This window comes from Nonomuraea sp. NPDC050328 (assembly GCF_044459405.1).
Classification (GTDB): domain Bacteria; phylum Actinomycetota; class Actinomycetes; order Streptosporangiales; family Streptosporangiaceae; genus Nonomuraea.
Map to the genome: position 1 here is coordinate 1,165,123 of NZ_JBITIW010000001.1, position 26,245 is coordinate 1,191,367.

At 73.0% G+C, this 26,245-nt stretch carries 23 protein-coding genes; 8 read left to right on the forward strand and 15 right to left on the reverse strand.

Annotation, left to right across the window (positions count from 1 at the left end; genetic code table 11):
* Positions 1–20 precede the first annotated feature (20 nt).
* Positions 21–2,906 carry an ATP-binding protein gene (locus ACIBG7_RS05465; RefSeq protein ID WP_357915362.1) on the reverse strand — a complete coding sequence of 962 codons (2,886 nt, stop codon included), beginning with the start codon at positions 2,904–2,906 and terminating at the stop codon, positions 21–23.
* A 70-nt stretch (positions 2,907–2,976) separates the two neighbouring features.
* The gene (locus ACIBG7_RS05470) at positions 2,977–4,890 is read right to left on the reverse strand and encodes a hypothetical protein (RefSeq protein WP_357915359.1); all 1,914 of its coding nucleotides are present in this window, start codon (positions 4,888–4,890) and stop codon (positions 2,977–2,979) included.
* Between the two features lie 127 nt (positions 4,891–5,017).
* On the opposite strand from ACIBG7_RS05470, the gene ACIBG7_RS05475 reads away from it, so the two are divergent.
* Both ACIBG7_RS05475 and ACIBG7_RS05480 read left to right on the forward strand, forming a co-directional pair.
* Positions 5,018–5,725 carry a hypothetical protein gene (locus tag ACIBG7_RS05475; protein WP_357915356.1) on the forward strand — a complete coding sequence of 236 codons (708 nt, stop codon included), beginning with the start codon at positions 5,018–5,020 and terminating at the stop codon, positions 5,723–5,725.
* Positions 5,726–5,750: 25 nt separating this feature from the next.
* On the forward strand, positions 5,751–6,422 hold the full coding sequence (locus ACIBG7_RS05480) for a hypothetical protein (RefSeq protein WP_357915353.1): 672 nt from the start codon (positions 5,751–5,753) through the stop codon (positions 6,420–6,422).
* On the opposite strand, the gene ACIBG7_RS05485 is transcribed toward ACIBG7_RS05480, so the two are convergent.
* Positions 6,395–6,799 (reverse strand): hypothetical protein, encoded by a 405-nt coding sequence (locus tag ACIBG7_RS05485; protein WP_397335241.1) that lies wholly within the window; start codon positions 6,797–6,799, stop codon positions 6,395–6,397. The genes ACIBG7_RS05480 and ACIBG7_RS05485 overlap by 28 nt on opposite strands.
* A 30-nt stretch (positions 6,800–6,829) precedes the next feature.
* On the opposite strand from ACIBG7_RS05485, the gene ACIBG7_RS05490 reads away from it, so the two are divergent.
* Positions 6,830–7,549, forward strand: coding sequence for a hypothetical protein (locus ACIBG7_RS05490; protein WP_397335242.1), 720 nt, complete (start codon positions 6,830–6,832; stop codon positions 7,547–7,549).
* Here the strand turns inward: ACIBG7_RS05490 and ACIBG7_RS05495 are convergent.
* On the reverse strand, positions 7,539–8,849 hold the full coding sequence (locus ACIBG7_RS05495) for a hypothetical protein (protein ID WP_397335243.1): 1,311 nt from the start codon (positions 8,847–8,849) through the stop codon (positions 7,539–7,541). The genes ACIBG7_RS05490 and ACIBG7_RS05495 overlap by 11 nt on opposite strands.
* Before the next feature lie 83 nt (positions 8,850–8,932).
* On the opposite strand from ACIBG7_RS05495, the gene ACIBG7_RS05500 reads away from it, so the two are divergent.
* Complete coding sequence (locus ACIBG7_RS05500) at positions 8,933–9,313, forward strand: tetratricopeptide repeat protein (protein ID WP_397335244.1); 381 nt, start codon at positions 8,933–8,935, stop codon at positions 9,311–9,313.
* Here ACIBG7_RS05500 and ACIBG7_RS05505 read toward each other — a convergent pair.
* Positions 9,250–10,443 (reverse strand): benzoate/H(+) symporter BenE family transporter, encoded by a 1,194-nt coding sequence (locus ACIBG7_RS05505; RefSeq protein ID WP_397335245.1) that lies wholly within the window; start codon positions 10,441–10,443, stop codon positions 9,250–9,252. The genes ACIBG7_RS05500 and ACIBG7_RS05505 overlap by 64 nt on opposite strands.
* Positions 10,444–10,461: 18 nt before the next feature.
* Here ACIBG7_RS05505 and ACIBG7_RS05510 point away from each other — a divergent pair, with 18 nt between their 5' ends.
* Positions 10,462–11,085, forward strand: a complete 624-nt coding sequence (locus tag ACIBG7_RS05510; RefSeq protein WP_397335246.1) for a helix-turn-helix domain-containing protein — start codon at positions 10,462–10,464, stop codon at positions 11,083–11,085.
* On the opposite strand, the gene ACIBG7_RS05515 is transcribed toward ACIBG7_RS05510, so the two are convergent.
* Positions 11,006–11,848 carry a hypothetical protein gene (locus ACIBG7_RS05515; protein WP_357915334.1) on the reverse strand — a complete coding sequence of 281 codons (843 nt, stop codon included), beginning with the start codon at positions 11,846–11,848 and terminating at the stop codon, positions 11,006–11,008. The genes ACIBG7_RS05510 and ACIBG7_RS05515 overlap by 80 nt on opposite strands.
* A 149-nt stretch (positions 11,849–11,997) precedes the next feature.
* Here ACIBG7_RS05515 and ACIBG7_RS05520 point away from each other — a divergent pair, with 149 nt between their 5' ends.
* Complete coding sequence (locus ACIBG7_RS05520; protein ID WP_357915331.1) at positions 11,998–12,561, forward strand: papain-like cysteine protease family protein; 564 nt, start codon at positions 11,998–12,000, stop codon at positions 12,559–12,561.
* A 1-nt stretch (position 12,562) separates the two neighbouring features.
* Positions 12,563–13,312, forward strand: coding sequence for a hypothetical protein (locus ACIBG7_RS05525; protein WP_397335248.1), 750 nt, complete (start codon positions 12,563–12,565; stop codon positions 13,310–13,312).
* Here ACIBG7_RS05525 and ACIBG7_RS05530 read toward each other — a convergent pair.
* Positions 13,309–14,553, reverse strand: coding sequence for an amidohydrolase family protein (locus tag ACIBG7_RS05530; RefSeq protein WP_397335249.1), 1,245 nt, complete (start codon positions 14,551–14,553; stop codon positions 13,309–13,311). The genes ACIBG7_RS05525 and ACIBG7_RS05530 overlap by 4 nt on opposite strands.
* Positions 14,554–14,643: 90 nt before the next feature.
* Entirely contained in the window at positions 14,644–15,675 is a 1,032-nt protein-coding gene (locus ACIBG7_RS05535) for a pyridoxal-phosphate dependent enzyme (protein WP_397335250.1), read from the reverse strand.
* A gap of 107 nt (positions 15,676–15,782) precedes the next feature.
* Between ACIBG7_RS05535 and ACIBG7_RS05540 the strand changes: the two genes are divergently transcribed.
* Complete coding sequence (locus ACIBG7_RS05540) at positions 15,783–16,877, forward strand: serine hydrolase domain-containing protein (protein WP_397335251.1); 1,095 nt, start codon at positions 15,783–15,785, stop codon at positions 16,875–16,877.
* Between the two features lie 47 nt (positions 16,878–16,924).
* Here ACIBG7_RS05540 and ACIBG7_RS05545 read toward each other — a convergent pair whose 3' ends face one another.
* The 7 genes from ACIBG7_RS05545 to ACIBG7_RS05575 form a co-directional block, all read right to left on the reverse strand.
* Positions 16,925–18,046: a serine hydrolase domain-containing protein gene (locus ACIBG7_RS05545; protein ID WP_397335253.1), complete on the reverse strand. Its 1,122-nt coding sequence runs from the start codon at positions 18,044–18,046 to the stop codon at positions 16,925–16,927.
* A 72-nt stretch (positions 18,047–18,118) separates the two neighbouring features.
* Positions 18,119–19,723: a PucR family transcriptional regulator gene (locus ACIBG7_RS05550; protein WP_397335254.1), complete on the reverse strand. Its 1,605-nt coding sequence runs from the start codon at positions 19,721–19,723 to the stop codon at positions 18,119–18,121.
* 63 nt (positions 19,724–19,786) lie between these two features.
* Positions 19,787–20,482, reverse strand: a complete 696-nt coding sequence (locus tag ACIBG7_RS05555) for an ABC transporter ATP-binding protein (RefSeq protein ID WP_397335255.1) — start codon at positions 20,480–20,482, stop codon at positions 19,787–19,789.
* A complete protein-coding gene (locus ACIBG7_RS05560) occupies positions 20,479–22,293 on the reverse strand; it encodes a dipeptide/oligopeptide/nickel ABC transporter permease/ATP-binding protein (protein ID WP_397335256.1) in 1,815 nt (604 codons plus the stop codon). Before ACIBG7_RS05560 ends, ACIBG7_RS05555 begins: the two co-directional genes overlap by 4 nt.
* On the reverse strand, positions 22,293–23,228 hold the full coding sequence (locus ACIBG7_RS05565; RefSeq protein WP_397335258.1) for an ABC transporter permease: 936 nt from the start codon (positions 23,226–23,228) through the stop codon (positions 22,293–22,295). The genes ACIBG7_RS05560 and ACIBG7_RS05565 overlap by 1 nt, the downstream gene beginning before the upstream one ends.
* Before the next feature lie 2 nt (positions 23,229–23,230).
* Positions 23,231–24,808: an ABC transporter substrate-binding protein gene (locus ACIBG7_RS05570; RefSeq protein ID WP_397335259.1), complete on the reverse strand. Its 1,578-nt coding sequence runs from the start codon at positions 24,806–24,808 to the stop codon at positions 23,231–23,233.
* A 47-nt stretch (positions 24,809–24,855) separates the two neighbouring features.
* Positions 24,856–26,175 carry an alpha/beta hydrolase gene (locus tag ACIBG7_RS05575; protein WP_397335260.1) on the reverse strand — a complete coding sequence of 440 codons (1,320 nt, stop codon included), beginning with the start codon at positions 26,173–26,175 and terminating at the stop codon, positions 24,856–24,858.
* Between the last annotated feature and the right edge of the window lie 70 nt (positions 26,176–26,245).

A 26,245-nucleotide genomic window follows, 5' to 3' on the forward strand; every position in this document is an offset into this window, starting at 1 on the left:
GGCGCAGGCGCGTGCCGCGCTCACCCCGGTTCGGCGAACGCGAGCTCCGGCTCGCCGTCGTGGTCGAAGGGCAGGACGAAGCGCCGAGGCCAGGCCAGGACGCTTTCCAGCCATCCGGCGCCCATGGTCTGCCCGACGTGCCGCACCCGGCCGGCCGCCTCCACGCCGATCGCGACGGTGGTGATGTCGGCCAGCAGGGCTTCGCCCTCGTCCTCCCCGAGTACGGCCCGCCAGGCCAGCTCCCGGTTGCGCTCGACCTCCATGGACAGCGGGTGGTGGCGCAACGACCGGGCCCGGTGGCCGAGCAGCTCGCTGCCGTTGGCGGCCAGCAGCGCGTACTCCAGGGGCGGCGCGGGGCTGCGCAGGTCGGGGGCGGGCCTGCCGTACGGGAAGAGCCGGTCTACCTCGTGCAGCCAGCGCACCTGGGGGATGACCCACGGGTGGCCGGGCAGCGCGCCCCCGCCCGTCTCGCCGGCCAGCAGCCGCGCGGCGGCGGTGGCGGCCTGCTCGACCAGCAGGGCCGGGTCGTACCACGAGCGCAGCGCCCAGGCGCGGCGGCGCACGGCGCGGTCGACCAGCGTGGCGAGCAGGCAGTCACGCCGCCGGGCGGGCAGCTCGGCCCAGGTGGTGGCGAGCGAGCGCGGCACGCCGGGCAGCGGCCGGTTGGCGACGTAGGCGAGCACGACGGTCTCGATCCAGACCCGCAGCCAGGCCGACTCCGGCGCGTCGGCCAGCACGTCCGCCTCGCGCAGCTCGACCAGCGTGCACGCCTGGCCGCTCCGGCAGTCGCTCCCGCAGGCGGCCGAGCGCCGGCCGCGGACCGGTGGCGGCGGGCTGGGCAGGACGCGCTCGCGGTCCTCGCCGAGCGGGACGCGCACGCGCAGGGGCCGGTCCATGCCGTCGGCGAAGACCGCGGCGATGCCCGGCGGGAAGGAGACGACCTGGCGGGACTGCTCCTCGCCCAGGTTCATGGCGGCGCCCACGAGCTCACGGTCGTCGGCGGCGGGCAGCCGGTGCACGATCTTGAGCGCGGTGTTCTTGACCACGTCGGGGATGAGTTTGGTGGGGATCTGCTCGGCCACCACCAGCCCTTCGCCGTAGGCGCGGATCTCGGCGAGCATGCCGGCGAACAGCTCGACGGCGTGGGTGGCGGCCCGGCCGTGTCCCCGGTCACGCAGCAGGCGGTGGGCCTCCTCGATGACGATGACGTGCCGGAGCTCGGTGGTCTTCGCCACCCGGGCGCGCATCCGCAGGTGCTCCACGATCCGGATGATCAGCGTGCCCATGAGGAAGGCCTTGTCCTCGTCGTTGGCCACGTCCTCGATGGCCAGCACGACGTTGCGCCGCAGCAGCCCGCCGATGTCGGCCGGGTGGCCGCCCTCGAAGAACCGCCCGGCCGAGCCGACCCGCAGCGAGCGCAGCCGCACGCCGATGAAGCCCTCCACGTCGGCCTGGACCTCGCGGCCGTAGCCGATCTCCTTGATCACGTCCATCGCGTGCCGCTGGAGCTGCTCCAACGTCGGCACGGTGGGCGGCACGCTCGCCCCCGGCGCCGCGCCGCCGGTGACCACGTCCCAGCCGTTGGCCTCGTAGAGCCGCTGCAGGGCCATCGAGACGATCTGCGGGAACGGCTCCTCGGCGTCGAAGGCGGCCATGAACAGCGCCCTGACCATGTCGATGTGCGCCTGCACCGGGTAGCCGGGCTCGGGCTCCAGCGGGTTGACGCTGAACGGCACGCTTTCCGGCGCCGAGGGCCGCACGACGGTCACCGGCGCGTCCACCCGGCCGGCCATCGCGGCGTACTCCGACTTGGCCGGTTCGATGGCCAGCCACGGGATGCCGCTGCCGGTGAGCTGCTCCAGCAGGTGCCGTACGGTCTGCGACTTGCCCGAGCCGGTGGCCCCGGCGACGAAGGCGTGCCGGTTGAGCGTGGCCAGCGGCACCTGGAAGGCGCCGACCGCGCGGTCCTGGCCGTCGAGGATCGCGCCCAGGTCGAGCTCGCCGCCGAGCGTCTCGGAGGTGACGTCGAAGAACCCGGTCTCCAGCACCCGCACGCCGGGCACCTCGCGCCGCGGCAGCCCGGCCAGCGCCGCCAGCGCCCCGGCGGTCGCGGCGAACGGTACGGCGGCGCCGTCCCCGGCGTCCTGGAGCACCGCGGTCAGCGCCTCGGGCAGCGCCAGCACCTGCCCGCCCGCGCTGCGCAGCCGGTACGGGTGGTGGGCGAGCTCGGCCGAGCCCACCAGGACGGGCGCGATGCGCCGCAGCTCCTCGGCGGTGGCCGCGCCGGCCAGCACCCGGACGTTCCACAGGCCCGCCTCGCGGAAGGCGTCGAGCTCCTGCAGCCGCCGCTCGGCCCGCTCGGCGTCGAAGCGTGAGCGCTCCGAGGCTTCGCCGTACTGCCGCAGGACGGTGAGCTGGGTGCGCAGGTGCGCCACCTCGGCGTCGAGCTGGTCGGACGGCTCGGCGACGACGAGCCAGGCGAACGGCCTGGACATGAGGGTGACGAGGGTGGATTCGAAGAGCGAGGGCTGGCCCGGGTCGCCGGGCTCGCGCGGGCCGAAGACCGGCGCCTGGCGGCCGGGGCACGGCGCCCACACCAGGTCGGCCAGGTCGGCGAGCCGCTCCTCGGCCAGCAGGGTGCCGCGGGCGCCGGCCGGGAAGAGCAGCGGGTCGGCGGTGGCGGCCTTCGGCGCGTGCCGGGGCGGCTGGGTGAGCGGCCCGGCGTTGGTGATCAGCTCCAGCGGCGATCCGGAACCGCGCGAGAACCAGCCGATGACGAAGGGCCTGCCCTGCTGGGCCGCCGAGAGGGCGGCGGGCAGGACCGAGACGAAGTCACCCTCCGCCGAAGGACCGCGCGAGGCCGCCGCGATCGACTGGATCCGATACCAGGGTCCGCTCAGATGCATGCCATCCCCCCATGTTCGTCCCCCAGTAAAGTCCGCCGATGATCAAGTCACCACCCCGGTCTTGGCGGGCTCATTGCCGGTTCTTGCGCCAGTCCAGACGCGGCGGGGGCGGGCCGAGGTTGGGCGGGGGCTCGTCGGCGTCGGCCTTGGGCGCCAGCGCCAGCACGGCGTCGCGGCAGTCCTCCAGCTCGCCGAGGGTGGTCTTGGGGAAGGCCAGGATCGCCGGGTTGGCGTCGGCCAGCCGGACCCGCCGGCCCTGCGCGGTGGCGTCGGTGACGATCACGGCGGTGGTGGGGAGCTGCTGGAGCTGGTGCGGCTCGACCAGGAACTCGCGCGAGCGCTGCAACACGCGTTCGGTCTCGCCGATGGTCTGGCCCCAGACGGTCGACTCGGCGATGTCCTCCTTGAGGTCCTCCCTGCGGTTCTCCCCGGTCGCCTCGGGGTGCTCGTCGGCGATGGTCGAGGTGTAGGCGCCGTTCAGGCCGGACAGCGTGGCGCCGATGGTCTCGGTGAGCTGGGCGAGCTCCAGGCGGTGCTCGGTGCCGACGTGCTCGCTGGCCACGCGGGCGTCCTCGGCGTTGCCCAGGCGCATGAAGGCGACGGCGGCATGGCCGCGGCCCAGCCGCTCGCGCACGGTCGGGGTCAGCGACCGGTAGGTGAGCACCAGGCCGGTGCGGGAGGTCTCGCAGGCGTCCATCAGCCGGTCGAGCACGTCGCCGCGGAGCTTGTCCGCGCCCGCCACGATGATCGTGTGGTACCACGGCCGGTCGGAGGCGGGCGACTGGCGCAGGATGTGGGTGAGCGCGGTGGCGATGTAGGTGCCGAGCACGCGGTTGCCGAACACCCCGGCCTGGCGGTCCATGCTCACCACGCGCAGCCGGGCCGGCGGCAGCCGTACCGCCTCGGTGCCGAGGTTCTCCAGCTTGCGGAGCTGCGACTCCAGCGCCCAGGCGCGCTTGATGACGACCTGGTCGCTGACGCCGCGCCCGAACAGCGTGCTGAGCTTCTCGAGCTGGGCCGGGCTGATCAGGCCGAACCTGATGTCCTCGCGCGGGTCGCCGACCTGCGCCAACGCGCGCAGGGCCGCGTTGACCTGGGCGATGGTCACGTTCTCGCCGAGCACCTCCAGCACCCGCTCCAGGATGGCGTGGTCGAAGCTCAGGTCGGTGCGGTCCTCCTCGCTCACGCTCACCACGTGCGCGAGCACGTCGGCGAAGGCCTCGGGCTTGAGCGTGGCGCCCAGGTCGAGCCGCGGCAGGTCCACCGGCAGCACCCACACCAGCGGGTCGTCGCCGCCGCGCCGGGCCAGCTCGATCAGGTCGGTGGCGATCGCGCCCTCCGACAGGTCGAGCACGGTCAGGTGGCCGCCCGAGTACAGCCGGGTCGCGCCCAGCAGCGTGATCAGCGCCGACCAGCCCGGCAGCGTGCCGCCCGCGACGTCCACCCGGTCGATCTCGTCCGGTACGGCTACCGCGTACCAGGTCATCTGCTGCTCGTGGCGCTCCTTGCTCTCCTGCCACTCGCGGTAGCGGGCCGCGTGCTCCTCCTGGGCGTGGAAGAGCTCCTTGTCACGTTCCTGCCGGACCCGGTCGTCCTTGGCCTGCTGCTCCAGCACCCGGTAGCGCACCGCGCGGTCGCCCTGGAGCAGCGCGTAGGTGCAGATCCCGGCCACGCCGCCGGTGGCGGCCATGCCGATGATGGCGAACGACCAGGTCAGCAGCCCCGACAGGCCCAGGCCCAGGATGAGCACGGCCAGCAGCACCATCAGCCAGCGGAAGATCCGCACCGGCCGGTTGAGCATGTCCTCCTGGAGGCGTTCGCGGCGCAGCAGCTCCGGATCGGGCTCGTCGCTCGGCGGCTGCTCCTCCACCGGGGAGGGCCGCTTGGGCGGAGGTCCCGGGTCGGGGTGCAGCAGGACGTACTGCCAGCCCAGGTAGATGCGGTCCGCCTGGAGCTGCGCATGCTCGGGATGCACGTCCGCCACGTGAACCCTCCGGCCGGCCCTATGCCATTAGTAGGCCAACAGCCTAAGAGCTAAGCCATGGATCGCGCAGCTTTTCCCCAAGCGTCTGGGATGAATGGGGCGGGTGTGGCCATTAGCATGCATACCCATGACGGAACCCGACGGCGGCACCACCCCGAAGCGGCCCGTTGCGGTGCCCGTGGTGGCCCTCCTGGCCGCCACCGCACTCGGCATCACGGCGCTGTTCGGCGGGCTCGCCGAGGTGCCGACCGACCCTCCGGCGAAGCTGGCCGAGGGGGCGAAGGTGGACCAGGTGCGCTTCGAGACCGAGTTCCTGGGCGCGCGGTCCGTCCTGCAGAAGGCGCCCAACGAGTTCGCCGAGGACCACCGCTACCTGGACGTGCTGGTCAAGGTCACCAACAAGACCGACTCCACCGAGTACGTCGGCAAGCCGTGGGTCAGCGAGAGCACCCGCGGCAGCGGCTGGGGCGAGTCCGTGCGGCTGATGGAGCCGCAGGGGCTCACCGACGTCATGGCGTACGTGGACAACCCCGAGCGCACCAGCCAGCTCTTCCCCGACGTGCCCGCCACCGTCGTGGTCCGCTACGAGCTCGACGTGGCCGCCCAGCCGCCCGCGCAGGTGGCGCTCAAGGTGGCCGCCTTCGAGGAGGCCGAGGACGAGTTCGACGGGCACGCCTACTGGGACCTGGCCGGCGAGCAGGTCACCAAGCCCGACCCGCTCACCGTCGAGGGCCTCACCGCTCCGCTGACCGGGGACGGCCGGCCGCAGATGTACAACATGGTCTCCTCCGTGGCCACCGTGACGCTCAAGGTGAAGCAGGAGGTCCAGCAGTGACCGCCAGCCGGCAGGAGGTCCCGCAGTGACCGCTACCCAGCAGGAGGCGCCGCGCAGCGCCGCGCCCGCCGGACGCCGTTCGCGGTCCCGGCGGCGCGAGCGGCGCGGCTCCGGGTTCCTGGGCGTGCTCGTCGGCCTCGCCCTCGCCGGCGGGGCCGTCGGCATCCAGTCGCTCGCGCTCGACTCCGACGACATGGCCCTGCCGCTCACCTACACCGGTGACCGCGGCGAGGAGGTCGACGCCGGCCGGTTCTCCGCCCGGGTGGACAACGTCGAGACCGCCAAGGGCATCCAGCAGTCGGACGGGGTCGTCGCGACCGACCAGATCTTCCTCGTGGTCACCCTCTCGGCGACCGTCCCAGACGAGCCGATCAAGCTGACCAAGGACCCGGCCCCCGCGATCCTGCTCACCGCCGAGGGCAAGCGTTTCGCGGCCACCAAGCGGGTCGACTCGACGCTCACCCTGGCCAACCGGTGGATCCAGCCGGGCTGGTGGGCGCAGGGCCGGGTCGTCTTCGAGGTGCCGCCCGCGGTGCTGCCCGGCTCGAAGGTGATCGTCTCCGCGCCGAACAGCGCCATCTACAGTGAGCCGCTGACCCCCGAGGCCGAGCTCGACCTGGGGCTCGACGAGGAGAAGGCCAAGCAGCTCACCGCGGCGCCCAAGGACGTCTATCCGCTGGCGGAGAAGAGAAGATGAGCAGTAACGACCCCGAGCGCGGTTGGTTCGCGCCGTCGGCCGGCGGACCCGCCCAGCCCGACCCGGCTCAGCCGCAGCCCGACCCCGCCGGTCCCCCGCCGGGCGTGCGCCGCCCGCAACCGCCCGCCTGGGGCCCTCCCCAGCACCCTGGTCAGCCTGGGCACCCTGGTCAGCCTGGGCACCCCGGCCAGCCTGGCCATCCCGGCCAGCCTGGCCATCCCGGACAGCAGGGCCAGCACCCCGGCCAACCTGGCCATCCTGGGCAGCCCGGCCAGCCTGGCCAGCAGCCTGGGGGGCCGTTGCCGCAGCGGCCGGCTCGGCCCGCGCCGCCGCAGCAGTTGCCGAACTACCGGCGGCCCGCCATCCGGCCCGACCACCAGGTGTGGCCCCCGGCCGCCCGGGAGCCCGTGGGCAGCAGCACGCAGCCCATGCCCGCGCTGCCCAGCGCCGGCCCGCTGTTCACCCCGGCCCAGCAGCCCGCCCCAGCCATGCAGACCGGCCAGAGCGGCCAGGGCGCGGTCCCGCCGGAGCCGCCCTTGGCCGAAGAGCCCGCCGCGCCGACCCCCGAGCGCCCCAGGCGCAAGGCCCTGTACGGCGTCGCAGCCGTAGCCGCCCTGGTCGTCGCCCTCGGCGCCCCCACCGCCGACCGGTACCTGTTCTACAAGTCCGGCCAGCCCACCGACATCGTGCACGTCGCCGAGCCGGGCGGCGAGGTGACGTTCAACCACGTCTCCTGGCAGGCCAGCGTCGAGCGCTTCGTCCCGCCCGCCGGCACCGTCGTGGACCCGGGCAAGCAGTGGCTGAAGGCCGTGATCACCCGCAAGGCCGTCGACGCCGACGGCGCCCAGTTGATCGGCCCTCCGGAACTGCAGTTCGAGGACCTGCGCGGCCGCCGCTGGCAGGTGGAGATCTCCGACGACAAGAAGGTCCCGCTGGAGAACCACGAGATCGGCCGGCCCTACCCCTACGAGGCGCTGGCGATCGTCCCCGCCGACGTGGCCGACGAGGTGCGGCTGCGGTTGCGGCCGAGCACCTACCGGGCGGACACGCCGACGTCGGAGCTCATGCGCCCGGCGACCGAGGAGGAGATGGAGCTCCAGAACCACCTGCTGCTGTTCAAGCGCTGAGGTCCTCGCCGCGCATCCGGGCCCGGGTGGCGGCGATGTCGTAGGCGGCGGCCAGGACGCAGAAGCTGAGGCTGGTCAGCAGCAGGCCCTTGACGAAGGTGACCGGGTAGCTGACCACCAGCCACATGAACTCGACGTCCGAGCCGATGAGGGTGCGGACCGCGCGGTCGCCGTAGTCGGCGCCGACCCGCAGGCCGACGTAGAGCAGGCAGACCATGCCGAACAGCGGCAGGCCGCCCCGGTTGGTGACGCGCCAGGCGTTGAGGACGGGGACCCAGCGGTCCTGGAAGCCGCCGATCACCCGGTTGGCCGAGCGCTGGGTGAGGGCGTGGCTGCCTTCGAGGCGCTGGAGGCCGGCTTCGATGCGGCTGCCGCGGAAGGCTCGGCGGGCGTCGTCCACGGCTCCGCCGTACGCCAGGATGGCCAGGGCCAGCCAGGCGAAGGGGGTCATCAGGGCTTCGATGACGTACGGCCAGACGGTGGCGAGGGAGTCGGAGACCGTCTCCCAGCCGGGAATCGTCGACTTGGCCTGTTCGAGCTGGTCCTTGGCGCCGGCGACGACCGCGCGGTGCTCGGTCCAGCCGCCGCGGAGCCGGCTGAGGATCAGGACCGCGTTCAGGCCGCAGAACATGAAGGCGAACTCGGCGAAGGCCATGCCGACGCCGGCGTACTTGTTGCCGCCGCGCTCGACCAGCTTGCTGAACAGGAAGCGCAGGCCGAAGGCGACGCCCGAGGCGATGAGGGACAGCCGCCAGTCGAGGTCCATGAGGCCTCGCGCCAGGGTGGTCTCCTCGGCGTCGTTGTTGTTGGCGACGTTGGTGAGGATCGGCACCCAGAAGTTGTCGTCCAGGTTGTGGAAGCGGTCCATGTCGCGGAAGGCGGCCACGTCGGTGACGTGGAAGCTCCAGGCCAGGTAGATCACCGCGAAGGTGGGCGCGACGCGGTTGAGGACCGACCAGAAGCGCTCGTCCTCCTCGCCGGCTTCCATCCGCGCCTTGTGCTCCCACATGGCGCCGCGCAGGGCGTGGAAGGTCCCGGCGGTGATGACCATCGACAGGAGCACGATGCAGGTCATCAGGGTGACGGTGGCGACCAGGCGGGCCTGGCGGTAGTCGCCGTGGGAGATCTCGGTGGCCAGGTAGAGCAGGCCCCAGCGGAGGAACTCCCCGCAGGAGAACCACAGGATCAGCGGCAGCGCGCACTTGCCCGCCAGGCGCAGGGCGTGCAGGGGCAGCGAGTACGGTGACGGCATCCGCTGGGCGGGCTGAGGAGGTGCCATCACTCCCGACGAACCGGACATCCCGTGAATGGTAGCGGTCTGTCCCATATGTCGCAGCCGCAACAGGGGGAATGCCGTGGCGATAGTTTATTGTTCAACTAACCATGAGCACCCACGTCGACCGTTACCGTTTCGCCGAGCGCCTGCTGGCCCAGCGGGATGCCCTCGGCGCTCTCCGGCTTCTCGAGCCCCTGCTGCACGAGCACGGGGACGACCACGGAGTCCAGCTCCTGGCCGCCCGCGCCTACTACCACTCCGCCCAGCTCGGCCGCGCCCGCGAGGCGCTGACCGCGCTGGTGGAGCGCGATCCGAGCGACCACTACGCGCGCTTCCTGCTGGGGCGGACGCTGGAGCGGGCCGGCCGGGCACGCGAGGCGCTGCCGCATCTGCGGATGGCGGCGGCGATGGCGCCCCAGCCGGACTACTCCGACTCCGTCGCGCGCGTGACCCGCTCCCTCGGCGAGGCCGGTTCCGAAGCAGGCTGAGGGCGGAGCAGCAGGTGCATCAGCCCGCCCGCCAGCAACCCCCAGAAGGCTGAGCCGATGCCGAGGTAGGACAGCCCGGAGAAGGTGACCACGAAGGTCACCACCGCCGCCTCCCGCCCCTCGGCCTGCCGGAAGCCTTCCAGCACCGCGTTGCTCATCGCGCCCAGCAGCGCCAGCCCGGCCACCGCCTCGATGAGGACCGGCGGCGAGAGCACGATGAGCGCCGCGGCCAGCCCCGACAGCAGCCCGAGCACGATCATCGAGGCGCCGGCGGTCACGGAGGCGATCCACCGGCGCCCCGGGTCGGGCGAGGCGTCCGGCCCGGCCGCCAGCGCCGCGGTGATCGCGGCCAGGTTGATCGCGTGCCCGCCGAAGGCCGCCCCGGCGACCGAGGCGGCGCCGGTGGCCAGCAGCACCGGCCGCAGCGGCGGGTGGTAGCCGAAGCCGGACAGCACGGCCATGCCCGGCACGTTCTGCGAGGCCATGGTGACCAGGAAGAGCGGCACCCCGATCCCGGCCACGGCCGCTAGGTCGAAGACCGGGGCGGTGAACTCGACCGGCGGCCAGGGGTCCAGCGTGCCCAGTCCCTCGGTGGTGAGCGCGATGGCGGCGATCGCCGCGACGAGCGCGCCGGGTACGGCCAGCGTGCGGGCGAAGCGGTAGAGGAGCGCCCAGACCAGGATGACCGGGACGGTGAGCAGCGGCGCCTGCGTCAGTCCGGCGACCGGCGCCAGGCAGAGCTTGAGCAGCACCCCGCCGAGCATCGCGCTGGCGATCGGCTTGGGAATGGCCCCGATGAGCCGCCCGAGCGGCGGCAAGAACCCGGCCAGCACGATCAGCACGCCACAGACGACGAAGGCCCCGACCGCGGCGGCGAAGTCGGTGTTCGGGGTGGTCAGCAGCAGCGCCGCGCCGGGTGTGGACCATGCGATGCTGATGGGCATGCGCAGCCACAGCCCGAGCAGGATGGCGACGACGCCCACCGACACGCACAAGGCCATCAGGCCGGAGGCCGCCTGGCGCTCGTCGGCCCCGGCCGCCCGCAGGCCGGCCAGCACCACGGCGAACGAGCTGGCGAAGCCGACCACCGCGGTGACCAGGCCGGCGATGAGCGGCTGCAGGCGTTCCATTTACGGAACACTAGCCGCATGACCGGCAAGCCGGGAAGACCCTCCGATCCCGCACAACTCGGCCGGCACGTCCGGCGGCTGCGCGAGGCGCGCGGACTGTCCCTGTCCGAGCTCGCCCGCCGGGCCGGCCTGGGCAAGGCCACCCTGTCCGGCATCGAGAACGGCACCCGCAACCCCACCCTGGAGACGCTCTGGGCGATCACCGCCCAGTTCGGCGTCCCGCTGACCGCGCTGCTCGAAGGCCAGGGCGAGGTGTACGGCACCGCCGTCGAGGCCAAGCTGCTGCAGGTCTTCGACGACGGCGAGGTGAGCTACGAGCTCTACCGCATCCGCGTCCCGCCCGGCGTCACGCAGTCCTCGCCCGCGCACCACGCCGGGGTCACCGAGCACATCACCGTCTTCCGCGGCACCCTGCGCGCCGGTCCTCCCGGGCGGCCGATGACCGCCGGGCCCGGCGAGTACCTCACCTGGACCGCCGACGAGCCGCACACCTACGCCGCGCTGGGCGAGGAGGTCGTCGAGGCGAGCCTGCTGATGCGCTACGTCGCGCCGCAGGCCGGGCTCACGGCCAGTCCCAGCTCAGACCGACCAGGCCGGGCGGCAGCGAGCTCTCCGCCAGATGCGCCGAGCGGTGCGCGCTGAGCGTCAGCTCCTCCTCGCGCCTGCCGTACCGGCGGATCCTGACCGGGAGCGCGGCCGGGTCGAAGGCGACGCGCAGCGTGTAGTGACCGGCCGGGAAGCGGAAGCCGCGCTCGTACTCGCGCGCCTCGGCGCCGCTGGCGTCGGTCAGCTCGTAGCGCAGCACGTGCGTCTCCCCCACCGCCAGCGCCCGGTCGAACAGCAGCTCGGCGACCACCAGGTGGGTCGGCCCGTCGCGGCGCACCCGGCCGACCCGGCAGTCCTCCAGCGCCCGTACCTCGACCTGGTCCACCCGGCAGCCGGCGTCGGCGCGGTAGATCATGATGTAGCGGTCGGCGCGCTCCTCGTGCGCCTGCACCACCTGCAGCGTCTCGCGCCGCGCGATGCTGCGGTCGGGTCCGATCCGCACGTTCTCGAACATGCCGCTGATGTGCAGCCGCCGGTCGTCGGCGGTGGCGCCGAGCTCCTCCAGCATCCCGGCCAGCGCCGCCGCCGGCTCCATGATCGTCGAGTAGGGCGCCGGCCCGCGCTGGCGGGGTCTCAGCAGCGAGGTCAGCGCGGTCGGCGGCAGCGCGAGGATCTCCTCCAGCGCCGTCACCGCCCGGATCGACTCCTCGCGCTCGGGGCGGCGCAGCCCCGACTGCCAGTAGCTCAGGCTGGTCACGCCGACCTTGAGCCCCCGCTCCTCCAGCCGGTGACGTAACCGCTCCAGGGTCAGCCCGCGCGCCTCGACCGCCGCGCGCAACGTGGTGTGGAACTCCGGCACAGGTGAATTTTCCCACCCGTTCACAGCTCCACAAGCTCGCGGCCTCCTGAATTTCACAGTAGCCGTGCGCCCGTTCTGACCCGTCTTGTACGGCTCTCGCGGCCCGGCGCACCATGCCAGGCAACACCCCCCAACCGAAGGAGCACTTCATGCGGAGGCTCTTCCGCCTGGCCGTGGCGCTCGCCCTGGCCGCGCTCACCCTGCTCGCCACCACCGCACCCGCGCACGCGTGGACGTGGCGCCGGCTCAACTTCACCCAGCAGGCCCAGCAGTACTCCAACTGGTGCTGGGCGGCCACCGGCAACTCGATCGCGGCGTGGTACGGCTACTCCTACTCGCAGAACCAGTTCTGCAACCTGGCCTTCAACCGGTCGATGAACTCCAGTTGCCCGAACAACCAGGCCACCCTCGCCAACGACCAGAACGCCTTCCGGCAGATCGGCATCAACCCCGGCACCTACGTCTACAACTACCTGACCTACGCGGCGATCATCCGCGAGATAGACGCCGACCGGCCGATCATGACGCGCATCCAGTGGACCTCGGGCGGCGGCCACATGGAGATCATCTACGGCTACGACCAGAGCCAGTCGCTGGTCTACTGGAGCAACCCCTGGCCGTCGAGCACCCGCTACAACTGGACGACGTACAACTACTACGTCTCCAACGGCTCCTTCTTCTGGACCCACTCGCTCAACTACATCGGGGCCTGACATGAAGCGACTCCTCCTGCTCACCGCCGTCGCGCTCGCTCTCTTCTCCGGCACCGCCCATGCCGACCCCGACCCGGCCTCGGTCGCCGCCGACCCCGCCCCGCCCTCCGCGGCCGACCTCAGCGCCGCCCAGGCCGCCGTCGCCAAGTCGCGCACCACGCTCGGCCGGTTCTTCGGCGCCAAGGGCGGACCGGCGAGCGACGCCACCATCTCCTCGCGCCTGGCCGACCGCCCTGTGCCGGTCTACGACCTCAACCCGGCCTTCGTCGCCGGGCAGGCCCCGCAGATCGCCCGCTTCGCCTTCCTCTCGACCCGGGCCCGCGCCGCCGACGGCCAGCTCGCCTCGGTCTGGACCACCCGCACCCCCTCCGGCGGCTGGACGGTCAGCAACATCGCCAGCGGCGACGACGAGCACAAGTACGGCTCGCAACCCGGCACCGTCTTCCGTGAGCCCCAGCTCAACGCCTGGTACGCCCTGCGTGACGGCATGGTCGTCCCCCTGAACGGCGAGGCGACCTCATCGGTCGGCGCGGCGGGCCTGCCCGTGGCCGACTACCAGCGGCTCGTCCACGAGCGCTACGCCGCCAAGCTGCCCGGCTCGTCCTACGCGGCCGAGGGCTACGCCGGCGGCTACGGCGCCCCCACCCCGGATGGTCCGGCCCCGAGCTGGCCCCTGTGGCTGGCCGCCGGGGCAACGGCCCTCGCCCTGATGACGGCGGGCGGCTTCGCCCTCAGAAGAGGCACCCGCTAGAACCGGGCCCCACGATCAGAGACGGCCGGACGACACCCCAGCCTCCGCCCGGCCGTCTCCTCGACTCCGGCCTTCATGACGAAAGCGACCCGTCGAAGCGCCGTGACGTCGGCCAGCGGATCACCCTCGACCGCGACCAGGTCGGCCTGCCTGCCCTCGGTGACGCTGCCGGTGACCCCGGCCATCCCGAGGGCACGCGCCGCGTTCAGCGTCAACGCCCGCAACGCCGCCACCGGGGGCAGCCCGGCCCTGACCATCTCGATGGGCTCGTCGGCGTTGTCCCCATGAGCGCGGTACGGCACGCCGTAATAGTCGGACCCCACGGCGATGAGCACGCCCGCCTCGTAGGCCAGCAGCAGCGAGCGCCGCATGGCCACCCGTGCCTCCCGCTGCTTGGCCCGCCGCCACTCCGGCAACGCCGGATCGTCGCGCTCGAAGAAACGCCGCAGGTCGAAGGTCGGCACGTACACGGTCCCCCGCGTGGCCATCTCCCGCACGCACTCCTCGTCGAGGAAGTAGCCGTGCTCGATCGAGTCCACCCCGGCCCTGACCGCGTTGAGCACCCCGGCACGGCCCTGGGCGTGCGCGGCGACCCTGCGCCCGAGCCGGTGCGCCTCCGCCACGATGGCGGCGATCTCCTCGGGCGTGTAGTGCTCGTCCTTGGGATGGTCGCGCTCGGAGCTGACCCCGCCGGTCGTGCAGATCTTGATGAAGTCGGCGCCCGCCCGCACCGCCTCGCGCACCGCGCTCCGGCACGCCCACGGCCCGTCGGCGATCGCCGTGCCCCGCACCAGGCGCGCCCGGTCGAGCGGCAGGTGGTGGTGGTCGCCGTGCCCTCCGGTCTGCGACAGCACGGGACCCGCCGCGACGATCCTGGGGCCGCGGATCGTCCCGCCGGCCACCAGGTCGCGCAGGCTGAGCGCGATCATGGAGCCGCAGTCCCTGACCGTGGTGAACCCGGCTTCCAGGAGCCTGGCGCAGTCCACCGCGGCCCGCACCGCCAGCACGTCGCCGTCCGGCTCCCTGACCTCGTCGGCGTGGCTCCACACGCCGGTCAGGTGCACGTGGACGTCGAAGAAGCCCGGCAGCAGCGTCCGTCCCGGCAGCTCGACGACCTGCCCGCCGTCCAGGTCGGGGCCGACCGCCGTGATCAGGCCGGACTCGACGGCGACGTCCGTGCCGGTGAGCATGGTGCCGCGCTCGGCGTCGAACACCCGGTCCGCCCGCAGTACTGTCCTCATGCCCGCCACGCTAGGAAGCGGGCGCGACGGTGACGATGTCGCGGCGCACCAAGGATTCGGACACCCGCCGTGCCCCGGCGCAGCCCGCGCTCAGTGCTTGAGCCCCGAGCCGCAGAGCGGCGCGGCCACGGGCCCCTCGTAGTGCCGTGCCCGCGCGGCCGCCGCATAGGCCACCGCGCCGGTCGGCTCCACCCAGAGGCCGCGCCGCGCCAGCTCGGCCCGCGCCGCCCCGATCTCCGCCTCCGTGACCGTCACCACCTCGTCGACCGCCCGCAGGATACCCTCGCGCCTGGCCGGGTCCGCGATCGCGATCCCCTCCGCCACCGTGGGAAGGAAGTCGGTCCGCCCGGCGAGCGGCGCGCACCGCTCGGCCTGCACGGCCACGACGCGCGGCATCCGGTCGATCACCCCGGCGGCCCGCAACTCGGCGAACCCGCGGTGGGCGCCGAGCACGAGCGTGCCGTTCCCCGCGGGCAGCACGACGGTGCCGGGAGCCCGGCCGAGCTGCTCGACGAGCTCATAGGCGTAGGTCTTGGTGCCCTCGTGGAAGAACGGGTTGTACACGTGGCTGGCGTAGAACGCGCCGCCCTCCTCGACCCGCTCGATCGCCGCGGCGGCGGTGTCCTCACGCGTGCCGGGGACCACGGTGACCTGCGCGCCGTGGCCTCTGACCTGGGTGAGCTTTTTCTCGCTCGTGCCGGCGGGCACGAAGATCTCCGCCTCGATGCCGGCGCGGGCGGCGTAGGCGGCGACAGCCGTACCCGCGTTGCCGCTGCTGTCGGCGACCAGCCTGTCCGCGCCGGCGAGCCGCGCGAGCGCCACCAGGACGACGGCCCCCCGGTCCTTGAACGACCCGGTGGGCGCCACGTACTCCAGCTTCAGGAACAGCCCGGGCCGCTCCTCGACCAGCGGCGTGCGCCCCTCGCCGAGGCTGAGCGCGGCCCAGTCGAGCGCGCCGCCGGCGATGTCGGCCGCGTAACGCCACATCGAGCCCTCGCCGCCCGGCTTCCAGACCAGCTCGTGCTCGGGCAGTTCCAGCAGCCCGCCGCAGTCGCAACGCCACCTCGAAGCGACGACCTCGTGGGACAGGCCGCAGGCGCAGGTGTAGTTCGGAAGTGTCATGCGCCGATGCAAGCACAACACCCCTGGTGCGCGGGGACGACGCTTTCGCGCAGGCTTGGGCGCGCAGGCCGAAGTATCGCCCGGGCGGGCGCTCGCACCATGCACCCATGAAACTCCGCCTCATCCTCGCCACCGCAGCGGCCGTCCTGACGCTGCTCCCCGTCACCGCCGAGGCCGCCACCACCACCGACGACACCCGCATCCAGCAGGTGCTGGACGAGATGGCCGGCGTGGGCGGGCTCGCCGCCCGCATCGTCGACGGCGGTCAGGTCCGTGACTTCAAGGCCGGGGTGGCCGACCCGATGAACCCCGCCAAGCCGCCCGTGCCCGACCGCGCGCGCTTCCGCGTCGGGAGCACGACCAAGAGCTTCGTCGCCACCGTCGTCCTGCAACTGGTGAACGAGGGCCGCCTCGACCTCGACGCGCCCGCGCGCGGCTACTTCCCGCACCCGCTGCTCAAGAACCGCGCCATCACGATCCGCCACCTCCTCAACCACACCTCCGGCATCCCCGACTACGACGGCGAGCTCTACCAGGACGCCAAGGACATCCAGGACCTCCTCGACCGCGTGCGCTACACGACCTACACCCTGCGGGACGTGCTCAAACTGGCGAGGAAGAGCACCGACGACGTGCCTCCGTTCGGCTCGTTCGGCTACGCCAACACCAACTACACGCTGCTCGCCCTCGTCATCGAGCGGGTCACGGGACGCGCCTACGCCGAGGAGGTCACGCGCCGCGTCCTGCGTCCGCTCGGGCTGGGCGACACCTACTTCCCGGGCACCGACCCGATGATCGTCGGCCCGCACACCGAGGCCTACATCCCGGTGGGCCCGGACGTGCCGCTCGCCAACGTGACCGACTGGAACCCGTCGGCGTTCAACGCGGCGGGCGAGCTGATCTCCACCCCCGCCGACCTGGCCGCCTTCACCCAGGCGCTGCTCTCCGGCAGGCTGCTCCCCGCGCACCTGCTCCGGCAGATGGTCACGGGCGCCGAGTGGGGGCTCGGGATCGAGTTCTGGAAGACGTCCTGCGGGAAGGACCTGTTCGGCCACACGGGCGCGGCGATCGGGGTCTACTCCATGATGTTCGGCACCCGTGACGGGAGCCGTCAGTTCGCCGTGGCGTTCACCCCCGGCGGCTCCAAGGGGGCGAGCATGGCGAACGCCCAGAAGATGGTCGACGCGGCCTTCTGCTCGTGACCCCGAAGAGGCCCTGTCCGGTCGGGGCAGGGCCTCTTGGCGTGCGGTCAGTCGCAGAAGGTCTCGTACACGAGCTCGCGGACCCTCGCGTTCTGGGGGGCCGTGGCATTGCTGTCGTGCGAGGCGAGGCTGAGGGCCAGTTGCTCGTCCTTGCCGTCGCCGGTGCCGAAGAGGGCCGAGTACGTGCCGAGCACCCGCCCGCCGAAGCCGTAGATCGTCTTGCCGCAGGGCGGCAGCGTCCAGCTCATGTAGCCGAGTCCCATGCTCTTGGTGGGATCGTCGGCGACGGTGGTGAAGGTCATCATCTGCCGCAGGAGCCGCTTGCCGAGGAGCTTGCCCTTCAGCAGGGCCCGGTTGAAGGTGATCAGGTCGGCGGGCGTGCTGACCAGGGCGCCGGCCGCGCCCAGGTAGGTGGTGTTCTGGTCGCTGATGTCGTGGTGGGTGCCGGGGTCCTGGGGGCTGATCGCGTACTGCCGGGCGTGCGGCCCTCGGATGGCGACCTCCTCGTAGGGGAAGTACGTGTCGCGCAGGCCGAGCGGCTTGGCGATGCGCTCGTCCACCTCCCGCTGGTACGGCCGGCCGGTGACCTTCTCGATGAGCATCCCGAGGATGACGTAGTTGGTGTTGGAGTAGGCGTATCCCGCGGGCCTGGGCAGGGTCTTGGCGAGGTCGACGAGCTCCTGCGTGCTCCACGAGCGGAACCGGTGGGTCTTGAGCCAGGCCAGGTCGTCCTGGTGGAGAGCCCAGTAGGCGGGTACGAAGTCGGCCACCCGGGCGTTCATGTCGAGCAGCCCCCGCACCGTCACCTCCGACGAGTACGGCAGGCCCAGCCCGGTCAGGTAGCGGTCGATGGAGGCGTCCAGGTCGATCCTGCCCTCGCCGACGAGCTGCAGGACGGTGACGGCGATGAACGGCTTGGAGATGCTCCCCACCCGGAAGAGCGACCCGGCCGGAATGGGCTCGCCGGTCTGGAGGTTGCCGATCCCCGACGTGACGGTCGTGCGGCGGTTGCCGTTGAGCACCTGCAGGACGGTCGAGCCGCCACCTCGGGCGATGATCTCGTCGGCGGCCCGCTGGAGGGTTGCGGGGTCGGTCTGGCCGGCGTGCGCGGGGGTCGCCGCCGTCAGGAGTGTGAGGGCCGCCGCGGTGGCGACGATGCGTGATCTCATGCCTGGATCGTCGCTCTGACCTGCGGTTGCGGGCTTCATCGCGGCCGCTGAAGGAACGGCGGAACCTTGGTGTCAGCGCCCCAGGCGCAGTTGGAACATCGCGTTGAAGCGCGCGTCGGGGTCGTCGAGGTCGATGCCGCCGACCTCGGTGAGCCGGCGCAGCCGGTAGCGGAAGGTGTTGGGGTGCACGTTGACGGCGTGGGAGGCGGCGTTGACGTCGCCGAAGGCGTCGAGCCAGGCGGCGAGGGTCTCGGTGAGCCGCGTCTGGTGCCTGGCGTCGTAGGCGCGCAACCGGACGATGGGTCCGAGCGTGGGCAGTTCCTCGTCGCTCACCCGCTCGGCCAGGTCGGCGAGGAGCGACTCCATGTAGACCTCGCCGAAGGAGGCCACGCGGCGCGGGAGCCTGCCCCTGCGTAAGGCGCGCAGGGCGCGGTCGGCCCCGGCTTTGGAGAGCGGCAGTTCCGCGGGTCCGGTGGCGGCGCGTCCGACGCCGATGACGGCCGGCACGCGCTCGCCGATCCTGGAGACGAAGCCTTCGGCGATGCGCAGGGCGCGGCGTTCGGCGTCGACGCGTCCCGGCGGGCTGGGCAGTACGGCGTAGACGACGCCGTCGAGCAGGGCGGTGGCGGTCCCGTGGTGCATGGCCGACAGGTGGACGGCGAGCGCGTCGGCCATCCGCTGCTCGTCGGCCACCCGGTCGGCGGCGAGCGGGTCGCCGGTGAGCGCGAGGGCGAGGACGCAGCAGGAGGTGCGCGCGTCGAGCCCCAGCCGTACGGCGGCGTCCGCGGCGGTGGGCCCGCCTTCGAGCGCGGTCGCCAGCAGGTCGGCCCGCAGCCTGCGCTGGACGTCGCTGTCGGCCCTGAACCTGAGCAGGTGGAGGGCGACGAGCTTGGCCGCGTCGCGCAGCGCGTTCTCCCGCTCGGGCGAGAGCGGCCCCGAGACGGCGGCCCAGACGGAGCCGAGGATCTCGTCGCCCGCTCTGACCGCGATCGCGGCCCGCGGCATGGAGCTGAGCCCGTCGAGGTAGAGGGGCGCGCCGCTCTGGTAGAGGGTGCGGAAGACGCCCTGCGCCTCCAGCACCCGTCTGATCTCGGACGGCACCTGCCGCCCGAGCACGGTGGCGATGCGGGAGGAGTCGGCCTCGTCCTGGCGGTGGGAGAAGGCGAGCACCCTGCTGTCGCGGTCCTCGATGGTGACGGGCGCGTCCATGAGCGCCGCGACGGCGTTGGCGAGGGCGAACAGGTCGCCGGACGGGATGCCCCCTGGCGACTCGCCCGGTTTCGGCCACGCCTCGTCGACCCACAGGACGGTCCGCAGCAGCGCCGCGACCTGGGTCCATGACGCGCCCCTGACCAGGGAGAGCACGGGGAGTCCCACCTGGTCGGCGGCCTCGCGCACCTCGTCGGCGTGGCCGGGGCGCAGCGCGGGCGAGCGGACGATGACCGCCGCCGCCGCGAGCTTGCCCGCCAGGCGGACGAGTTCGGCGACGTGGTCGGGGCCGTGGACGCCGACGCCGAGCACGACCGAGTCGCGCCAGCTCGACGGGTCGTCCTGGGGGTCGTGGATGACCACCCCGCCCACCTCGCGGGCGGGGTCGGGGGTGCCGATCACGCTGTCGAACAGGGTCGAACCCAGATCTCCGAGAATCCTCCCCAGCCGGGGACGCGGGGCGCTCACAGGTTCGACGCTAGGTTCCTCCATGTTCATCCCCAGTCCTCCTAGTGGCCGCAATCGCTCCTCCTAGAGGGTGGGAACGGCCTCGACGAGCTCTCTGGTGTAGTCGTGCGCGGGCGCGGCGAGCACCTCGGCGACCGGTCCCCGTTCGACGATCGCCCCGCGCCGCATGACCGCCACCTCGTCGCACACGTACCGCACGACGGCGAGGTTGTGCGAGATGAAGAGCATCGACAATCCCAGCTCGGCGCGCAGGTCACGGACGAGGTTGAGCACCGCGCCCTGCACGGACACGTCGAGCGCCGAGGTGATCTCGTCGGCGATGAGCACGCCGGGATCGAGGGCGAGGGCTCTGGCGATGGCGACGCGCTGGCGCTGGCCGCCGGACAGCTCGCGCGGGTGCCTGGCGGCGGTGGCGGGTTCGAGGGCGACCAGGTCGAGCAGGCGCGCGATCTCCGCCGGACGCCCGGCGCGCGGCACCCCGGCCAGCATGGCCGCCTCGGCCAGCGCGGCGCCGACGGTCATCCTGGGGTTCAGCGAGGCGTACGGGTCCTGGAAGACGAGCTGCCTGCGCGCGGCGCCGGTGATGGTGCCCGCCGACGGCTCGACGAGACCGACCACGGCCCGGGCGACGGTGGACTTGCCCGAGCCCGACTCGCCGACCAGCCCGAGCACGCCGCCGGGCGGCACGGAGAAGCTGACGTCGTCGACGGCCAGGAAGGACCCGTACCGCACGCTCAGCCCCTCGACCACGAGCGTCATCGCACGGCCTCCTTCGTCTTCAGCGGGTGGTGGCAGGCGACGCCGCCGGTGAGCGCGGGGCGTTCTGCCCGGCACCGGTCGCTCGCCGCCTCGCAGCGTGGCGCGAACGGGCAGCCGTCCAGGCGCTCGCCCGGTCCCGGCTGGCGGCCGGGGATCGTGCGCAGCGGTTTCGACCGGTCGCTGTCGAGGGTCGGCAGCGAGTCGAGCAGCGCCCGCGTGTAGGGATGCGCGGGCCCGGCCCGGAGTTCCTCGACGGTGAGTTCCTCCACGATCCGCCCGGCGTACATGACCAGCACCCGCGAGCAGAGCTGCGCCACCACCGCCAGGTCGTGCGAGATCAGCACGCCGGCCCGCCCGTCGGTGACCTCGCGCAGCAGCCGCAGGATCTGCCGCTGCACGGTCACGTCGAGCGCGGTCGTGGGCTCGTCGGCGACGATCAGGCCGGGCTCGGCCATGAGCCCCATCGCGATCACCGCCCGCTGGCGCATGCCGCCCGAGTACTCGTGCGGGTACTGCCGGGCCAGCCGTGCCGGTTCGGGCAGCGCGACCTCGCCCAGGCGTTCCACGGCGAGCTCACGGGCCTGTGCCGCGCTCGCGCCCCGGTGCGTGGTGGCGACCTCGGCGAGCTGCGCGCCCACCCGCAGGGCCGGGTTGAGCGCGCTCATCGGGTCCTGGAAGACCATCGCGAGCTCGGTGCCGAGCAGGTGCCTGCGCTGCCGCTCGCCCAGGCCGAGCAGGTCGTGCCCGGCCAGTTCGAGGCGCTTGGCGGTGACCGTGCCCGGGTGCGGCACCAGGCCGGCGACGGCCGAGGCGGTCAGGCTCTTGCCCGAGCCGGACTCGCCGACGATGCCGACGATCTCGCCCTGCCGTACGGTGAAGGACAGGCCCCGGACCGGCCGCAGGCCGCCGGGGAAGGTGACGGTCAGCTCCTCGACCCGCAGCACCGCACCCGGTTCCGGAGGCAGCGACACGTGCTCGCGCACAGCGGAGCGCCCGCGGGCGGCACGCCGGCCGGAGGCCGCCTGCGACAGGCTCTCGCCGAACAGGGTGAACCCCAGCGCCGCCACACAGATCGCCGCGGCGGGGCCGACCGTGGTCATCGGCGAGATGTACACCCCGGTCATGCCGTCGCTGACCAGCCGGCCCCAGTCGTACTCGGGCGCCTGCACGCCCAGCCCCAGGAAGGAGAGCCCGGCGAGCGCGAGCAACGACTGGCCGAACGAGACCGTGAGGTTGAGGATGAGCGGTTCGGCGATGTTCGGCAGCACGTAGTGCGTCAGCCTGCGCCGGCGCCCCACCCCCAGCACCTTCGCCGCGGCCAGGTAGTCGGACCCGGCGACCGACGCGGCGAGCGTCTGGGTGAGCCGGGCGAACCCCGGCGCCATCGCGCACCCCAGCCCGAGCACCGCACCGCGCGACCCGAGCCCCACCACGACGGCGAGCGCCATCGCCAGCAGCAGCCCCGGGAAGGCGACGAGCAGTTCGACGACGGTGGTCATGGCGCGGGCGCCCCGCCGGCCGAGCACCATGGGCAGGGCGCCGAGCACGATGCCCGCGCCGACGCCGAGCAGCGTGGCGAGGGTGGCGAGCAGCAGCGAGAGCCGGGCGGCGACCATGGTGCGCGCGAACACGTCGCGGCCGAGCGCGTCGGTCCCGAACCAGTGCTCGGCCGAGGCGGGCGCGTTGATGCCGCCGGTGTCCATCCGCGCGGCGGCCTCGCCCCAGAGCGGCGGGCCGGCGATCGCGAGCAGCAGGACGACGGCGATGAGCGCCGCGCCCAGGAGGCCGGTGGGCGAGATCCGGCGGGCCATCAGTGCCTCCTGATCTGGGACCGCGGGTCGGCGAGGCCGAGCAGCACGTCCACGCCGATGTTGACGACCAGCACGACCGCTCCGTAGAGCAGAACGATGCCCTGCGCGACCGGGTAGTCCTTGCTGACGATCGCCTGGACCACCCGGGAGCCGACGCCCGGCCAGGCGAAGACGTTCTCGACGATGACGCTGCCCGCGATCAGCCCGGCGAGCAGCAGCCCGGCGATGGTGAGCGTCGCGGTGAGCGTGTTCGGCAGCACGTGCCGCAGGTAGAGCCGGGCGGGCGCGAGCCGTTTGGCCCTGGCCACCCGCACGTACTCCTCGCCGAGCACGCGCAGCGTCTCCAGCCTGATCAGCCGGGTGATGAGCGCGGCCGGCCCGAGCACGAGCGCGGCCACGGGCAGCACGTACGTGGACGGGTCGCCGCGCCCGGCGGGCGGGAGCACGCCGAGGGTGACGGAGAAGACGACGACGAGCCCGATCGCCACCAGGAACTCCGGCAGCGCCAGCACGAACCCGGACACCGTGGTGAAGACCAGCTCGGTGCCGCGCCGCCGGCCGTTCTCCGTGCGCGCCGCCAGCCACATGCCCAGCGGTACGGCCAGCAGCAACGTGAGCGGCACGGCGGCGAACGCCAGCTCCAGCGTGGCGGGCAGCCGCTCCCCCACGATGTCGGACACCCGCTCGCCGGTCGCGATCGAGACGCCGAGCTCACCCCGGAACAGCCCGCTCAGGTAGTTCCAGAACTGCTCGTGCAGCGGCAGGTCGAGCCCGAGCGTGGCCCGGCGCGCCTCGATGAGCTCGGGCGAGGCGGTGGGGCCGAGCGCGGCCCGCACCGGGTCGCCGGGGATGAGGTGCATCATGCCGAAGGAGGCCGTGACCACCACCGCGAGGGAGAGCAGCAGGCGGCAGAGCCGCCTGAGCACGAAGGCCATCGTCAGCCCTTCAGCAGCCGGATGCTGGAGGGGACGAGCGCGCCGCCCGCGAAGCGGATGCTCGCGCCGCGCGTGGCGATGAGGGCGGTCCGCTCGACGATCGGCAGGAGGTCGGCGTTCTTGAAGAGTTCGGCCTCGGCCTGCCGCCAGAGCTCACATCCGGCCTCGCCGGGGGTCTCGACCGCCCGCGCGGCGAGCCGCTCGTACTCGGCGTTGGCGATGGAGGCGAAGTTGACGCCCTTCGGCACGCTCTTGCCCGACAGGAACGGCACCAGCTCGCTGGGGAAGGAGACCGAGATCGGCATCCAGGTGGCGTCCCAGTCGCCCGCGCTGAACACCAGCCGGTCGATCTCGCTGTCCAGCACGCCCTTCAGCTCGGTGCGCACGCCGAGTTGCTTCCACTGGGCCGAGGCGTACTCGGCGATCGCGGTGCCTCCGGCGTCACTCGCCTCGTAGACGAAGGAGAGGGCGAGCGGCTTACCGTCCTTGACCCGCACGCCGTCGGGTCCCGGCTTCCATCCGGCCGCCTCCAGCCCGGCCGCCGCCGCTGCCGGGTCGAAGGCCGGCCGGTTGCCGGTGACCGCGTCGTAGGTGCAGGTGCGCGGCACGATGGTGACGAGCTGGCGCTGCAGCACGCCGGAGCCGCCGCTGGCCACCTTGGCCAGCTCGACCGGGTCGGTGGCCTGCACGAGGGCCTTGCGCACGGCCGGGTCGGCGCCCGGGCGGCCCTCGGCATGGTTGAGGAAGACCTGGCCGGGGCCCGTGGTGACCTTCTGGAGCTCGACGCCCGGTGTCCTCTCCAGCCTGGCCCGGTCGGGTCCGGTGACGGCGAGGGAGTTGGCCTGGCCGGAGATCATCAGGTTGACCTGCGTGGACTCGCTGGTCACCTGCTTGATGGTGATCGTCTGGGGCAGTCCTTCCGTCTTGGCCGTCACGCCGTCCGGGCCCCAGGCGTACTCGGGCCTGATCGTGTAGGTGCGGTGGTCGCCGGGCACGAACTCGGTCAGCCGGTAGAGGCCGGTGCCGACCATGCCCTTCTCCAGCAGCGAGCGGTCCTTCAGCCCCGCGCCGCAGACCAGGTAGACCTGGGCCGCGCTCTCGGCCAGGAAGGAGTACGGCTTGGGCGTGGTGAGCGTGACCGTGCCCGCGGCGTCGTCGGCCGTGGCGCTCAGGCCGACCGGCGCGAGGATCTCGCGCAGGGGCGACTCGTTCTTCGGGTCCATGATGTAGCTGAAGTTCTGGGCGACCTGCGAGGCGGTGAGCTTGCTGCCGTCGTTGCAGAGCACGTCGTCGCGGATCCGGTAGGTCACCTTCGACGGCTCGATGGTCCAGCTTTTGGCGATGCGCGGCGTGAGCGTGCCGTCGTCGCGCTGCGAGGTGAGGGTGTCGTAGGCGTAGGCCAGGGCGGCGTTGGTCGCCGAGCCCGTGGCGGTCGCCGGGTCGAACTTGCCGGGCTCGGCGGAGGTCACGACGGTGAAGGTCCCGCCGGAGACGTACCGGCCGGCCGGGGCGGAGGCCGCGGGGGTGCCCCCGCACCCGGCGACGAGCAGGAGCACCAGCGCTGCCATGGGCTTTTTCATGCCGCAAGGGTCATCCCGGCGCGGCCAAGGGTCTTCGTCGCCCGCGACTAGAGATTCGCCGAAGGCTCGTCCCCGAACTCGAACGGGATCGTGACCTCGCGCAGCGTGGGCCGGCCGCCGGTCAGGAACTCCGCGACCGCCTCCCGCACGCCGGGCAGGGCGGGCAGGAACTCGTGGGTGGCGTGCCGGACCAGGATGAAGTGCCCGTTGGGCAGCCCGTCCAGGACGGCGAGCGCGTTGGCGGGCGGGGTGCGGCCGTCGAGGCTGCCGCACAGCAGCAGGGCGGGCACCTCGGAGCGGAGCGGAGCGCGGAAGTCCTCCCCCGCGTCGCCCGCGCCGATCGCCGGGCAGACCAGCGGGAACGGCAGGTTCATGGCGTCACCGAGGACGGAGTCGGGCGCCTCCTTGCGGATGCGTTCCCAGCGCTCGGCGCTCGCGCCGGAGGCGCAGTCCATGGCGATGGCCATCAGGTTCGCCGACTCGGCGGTGCGCAGCGCCCTGGTCTGCTCGGCCCAGAAGGTGTGGTCGCCGCGCTCGGCGGCGAGGTAGAGCTCCGGCAGCCGGCGGATGAACCGCCGCGAGCCCAGGTTCGCCGCAGTGATCATCTTGACGTCGAACTCGCCGATGACCACGCCGTCGAAGCTGACCGGCAGCCTGGCGAAGACCCGGCGCATCAGGCCGATGAGGTCGGGGGTGACGCCTCGCGCCGCGGCGAGCGCGGCGACGCCGGCCAGGTGGCGGTCGGTGTCGCTGGGCAGCTTGTAGGTGTCGCCGGGGCCCTCGACGCCGAACATCACCGCGCGCTCCACCCGGTGGCCGTGCCGGCGCAGCACGGCCAGCGACAGGTGCGAGCCGTACGAGCCGCCGAAGGTGCGGAAGCGGTCGTAGCCGAGCGCGGTCATCACCTCGGCCACGTCGTCGGCGCTCTCGGCCGTGGTGTAGGCGGCCGGCTCGACGCCGCGCTCGCGCCAGAACCGCGCGGTGCGTTCGGCCAGGTCGAGCACGGCGGCCAGGTGTTCCTCCCGGCCGACCAGGCGGTCGAGCGGCAGGTCGAGCCGGTGGGGGCTGGTCAGCCGCGGCCTGGACAGGCCCAGGCCGCGCTGGTCGAGGAGCACGACGTCGCCGAACTCCCGGTAGGGCTCGTAGCGTTCGGGCGCCCGCTCCCAGATGCGGGTGCCGGACTCGCCCGGGCCACCCTCCAGGAAGATCATCGGCGGCCCGTCCCCGCCGCGCAGCCGCGCGAAGGCGACCTCGATCCGGCGGCTCGCGGGGTCGGCACGGTTCTCGGGGACGTCGAGTCGTCCCAGTTCAGCGGCCTGCCGGACGGTGCCGTCGGCGCTGACCAGGACGTGCGGGTGAAGGTTCATGCACCCGAGCCTCACCCCGTACGGCAGGCGAGTCCATGGCGGCCGGCACGAGAGAACGGCGGTTGCTTGG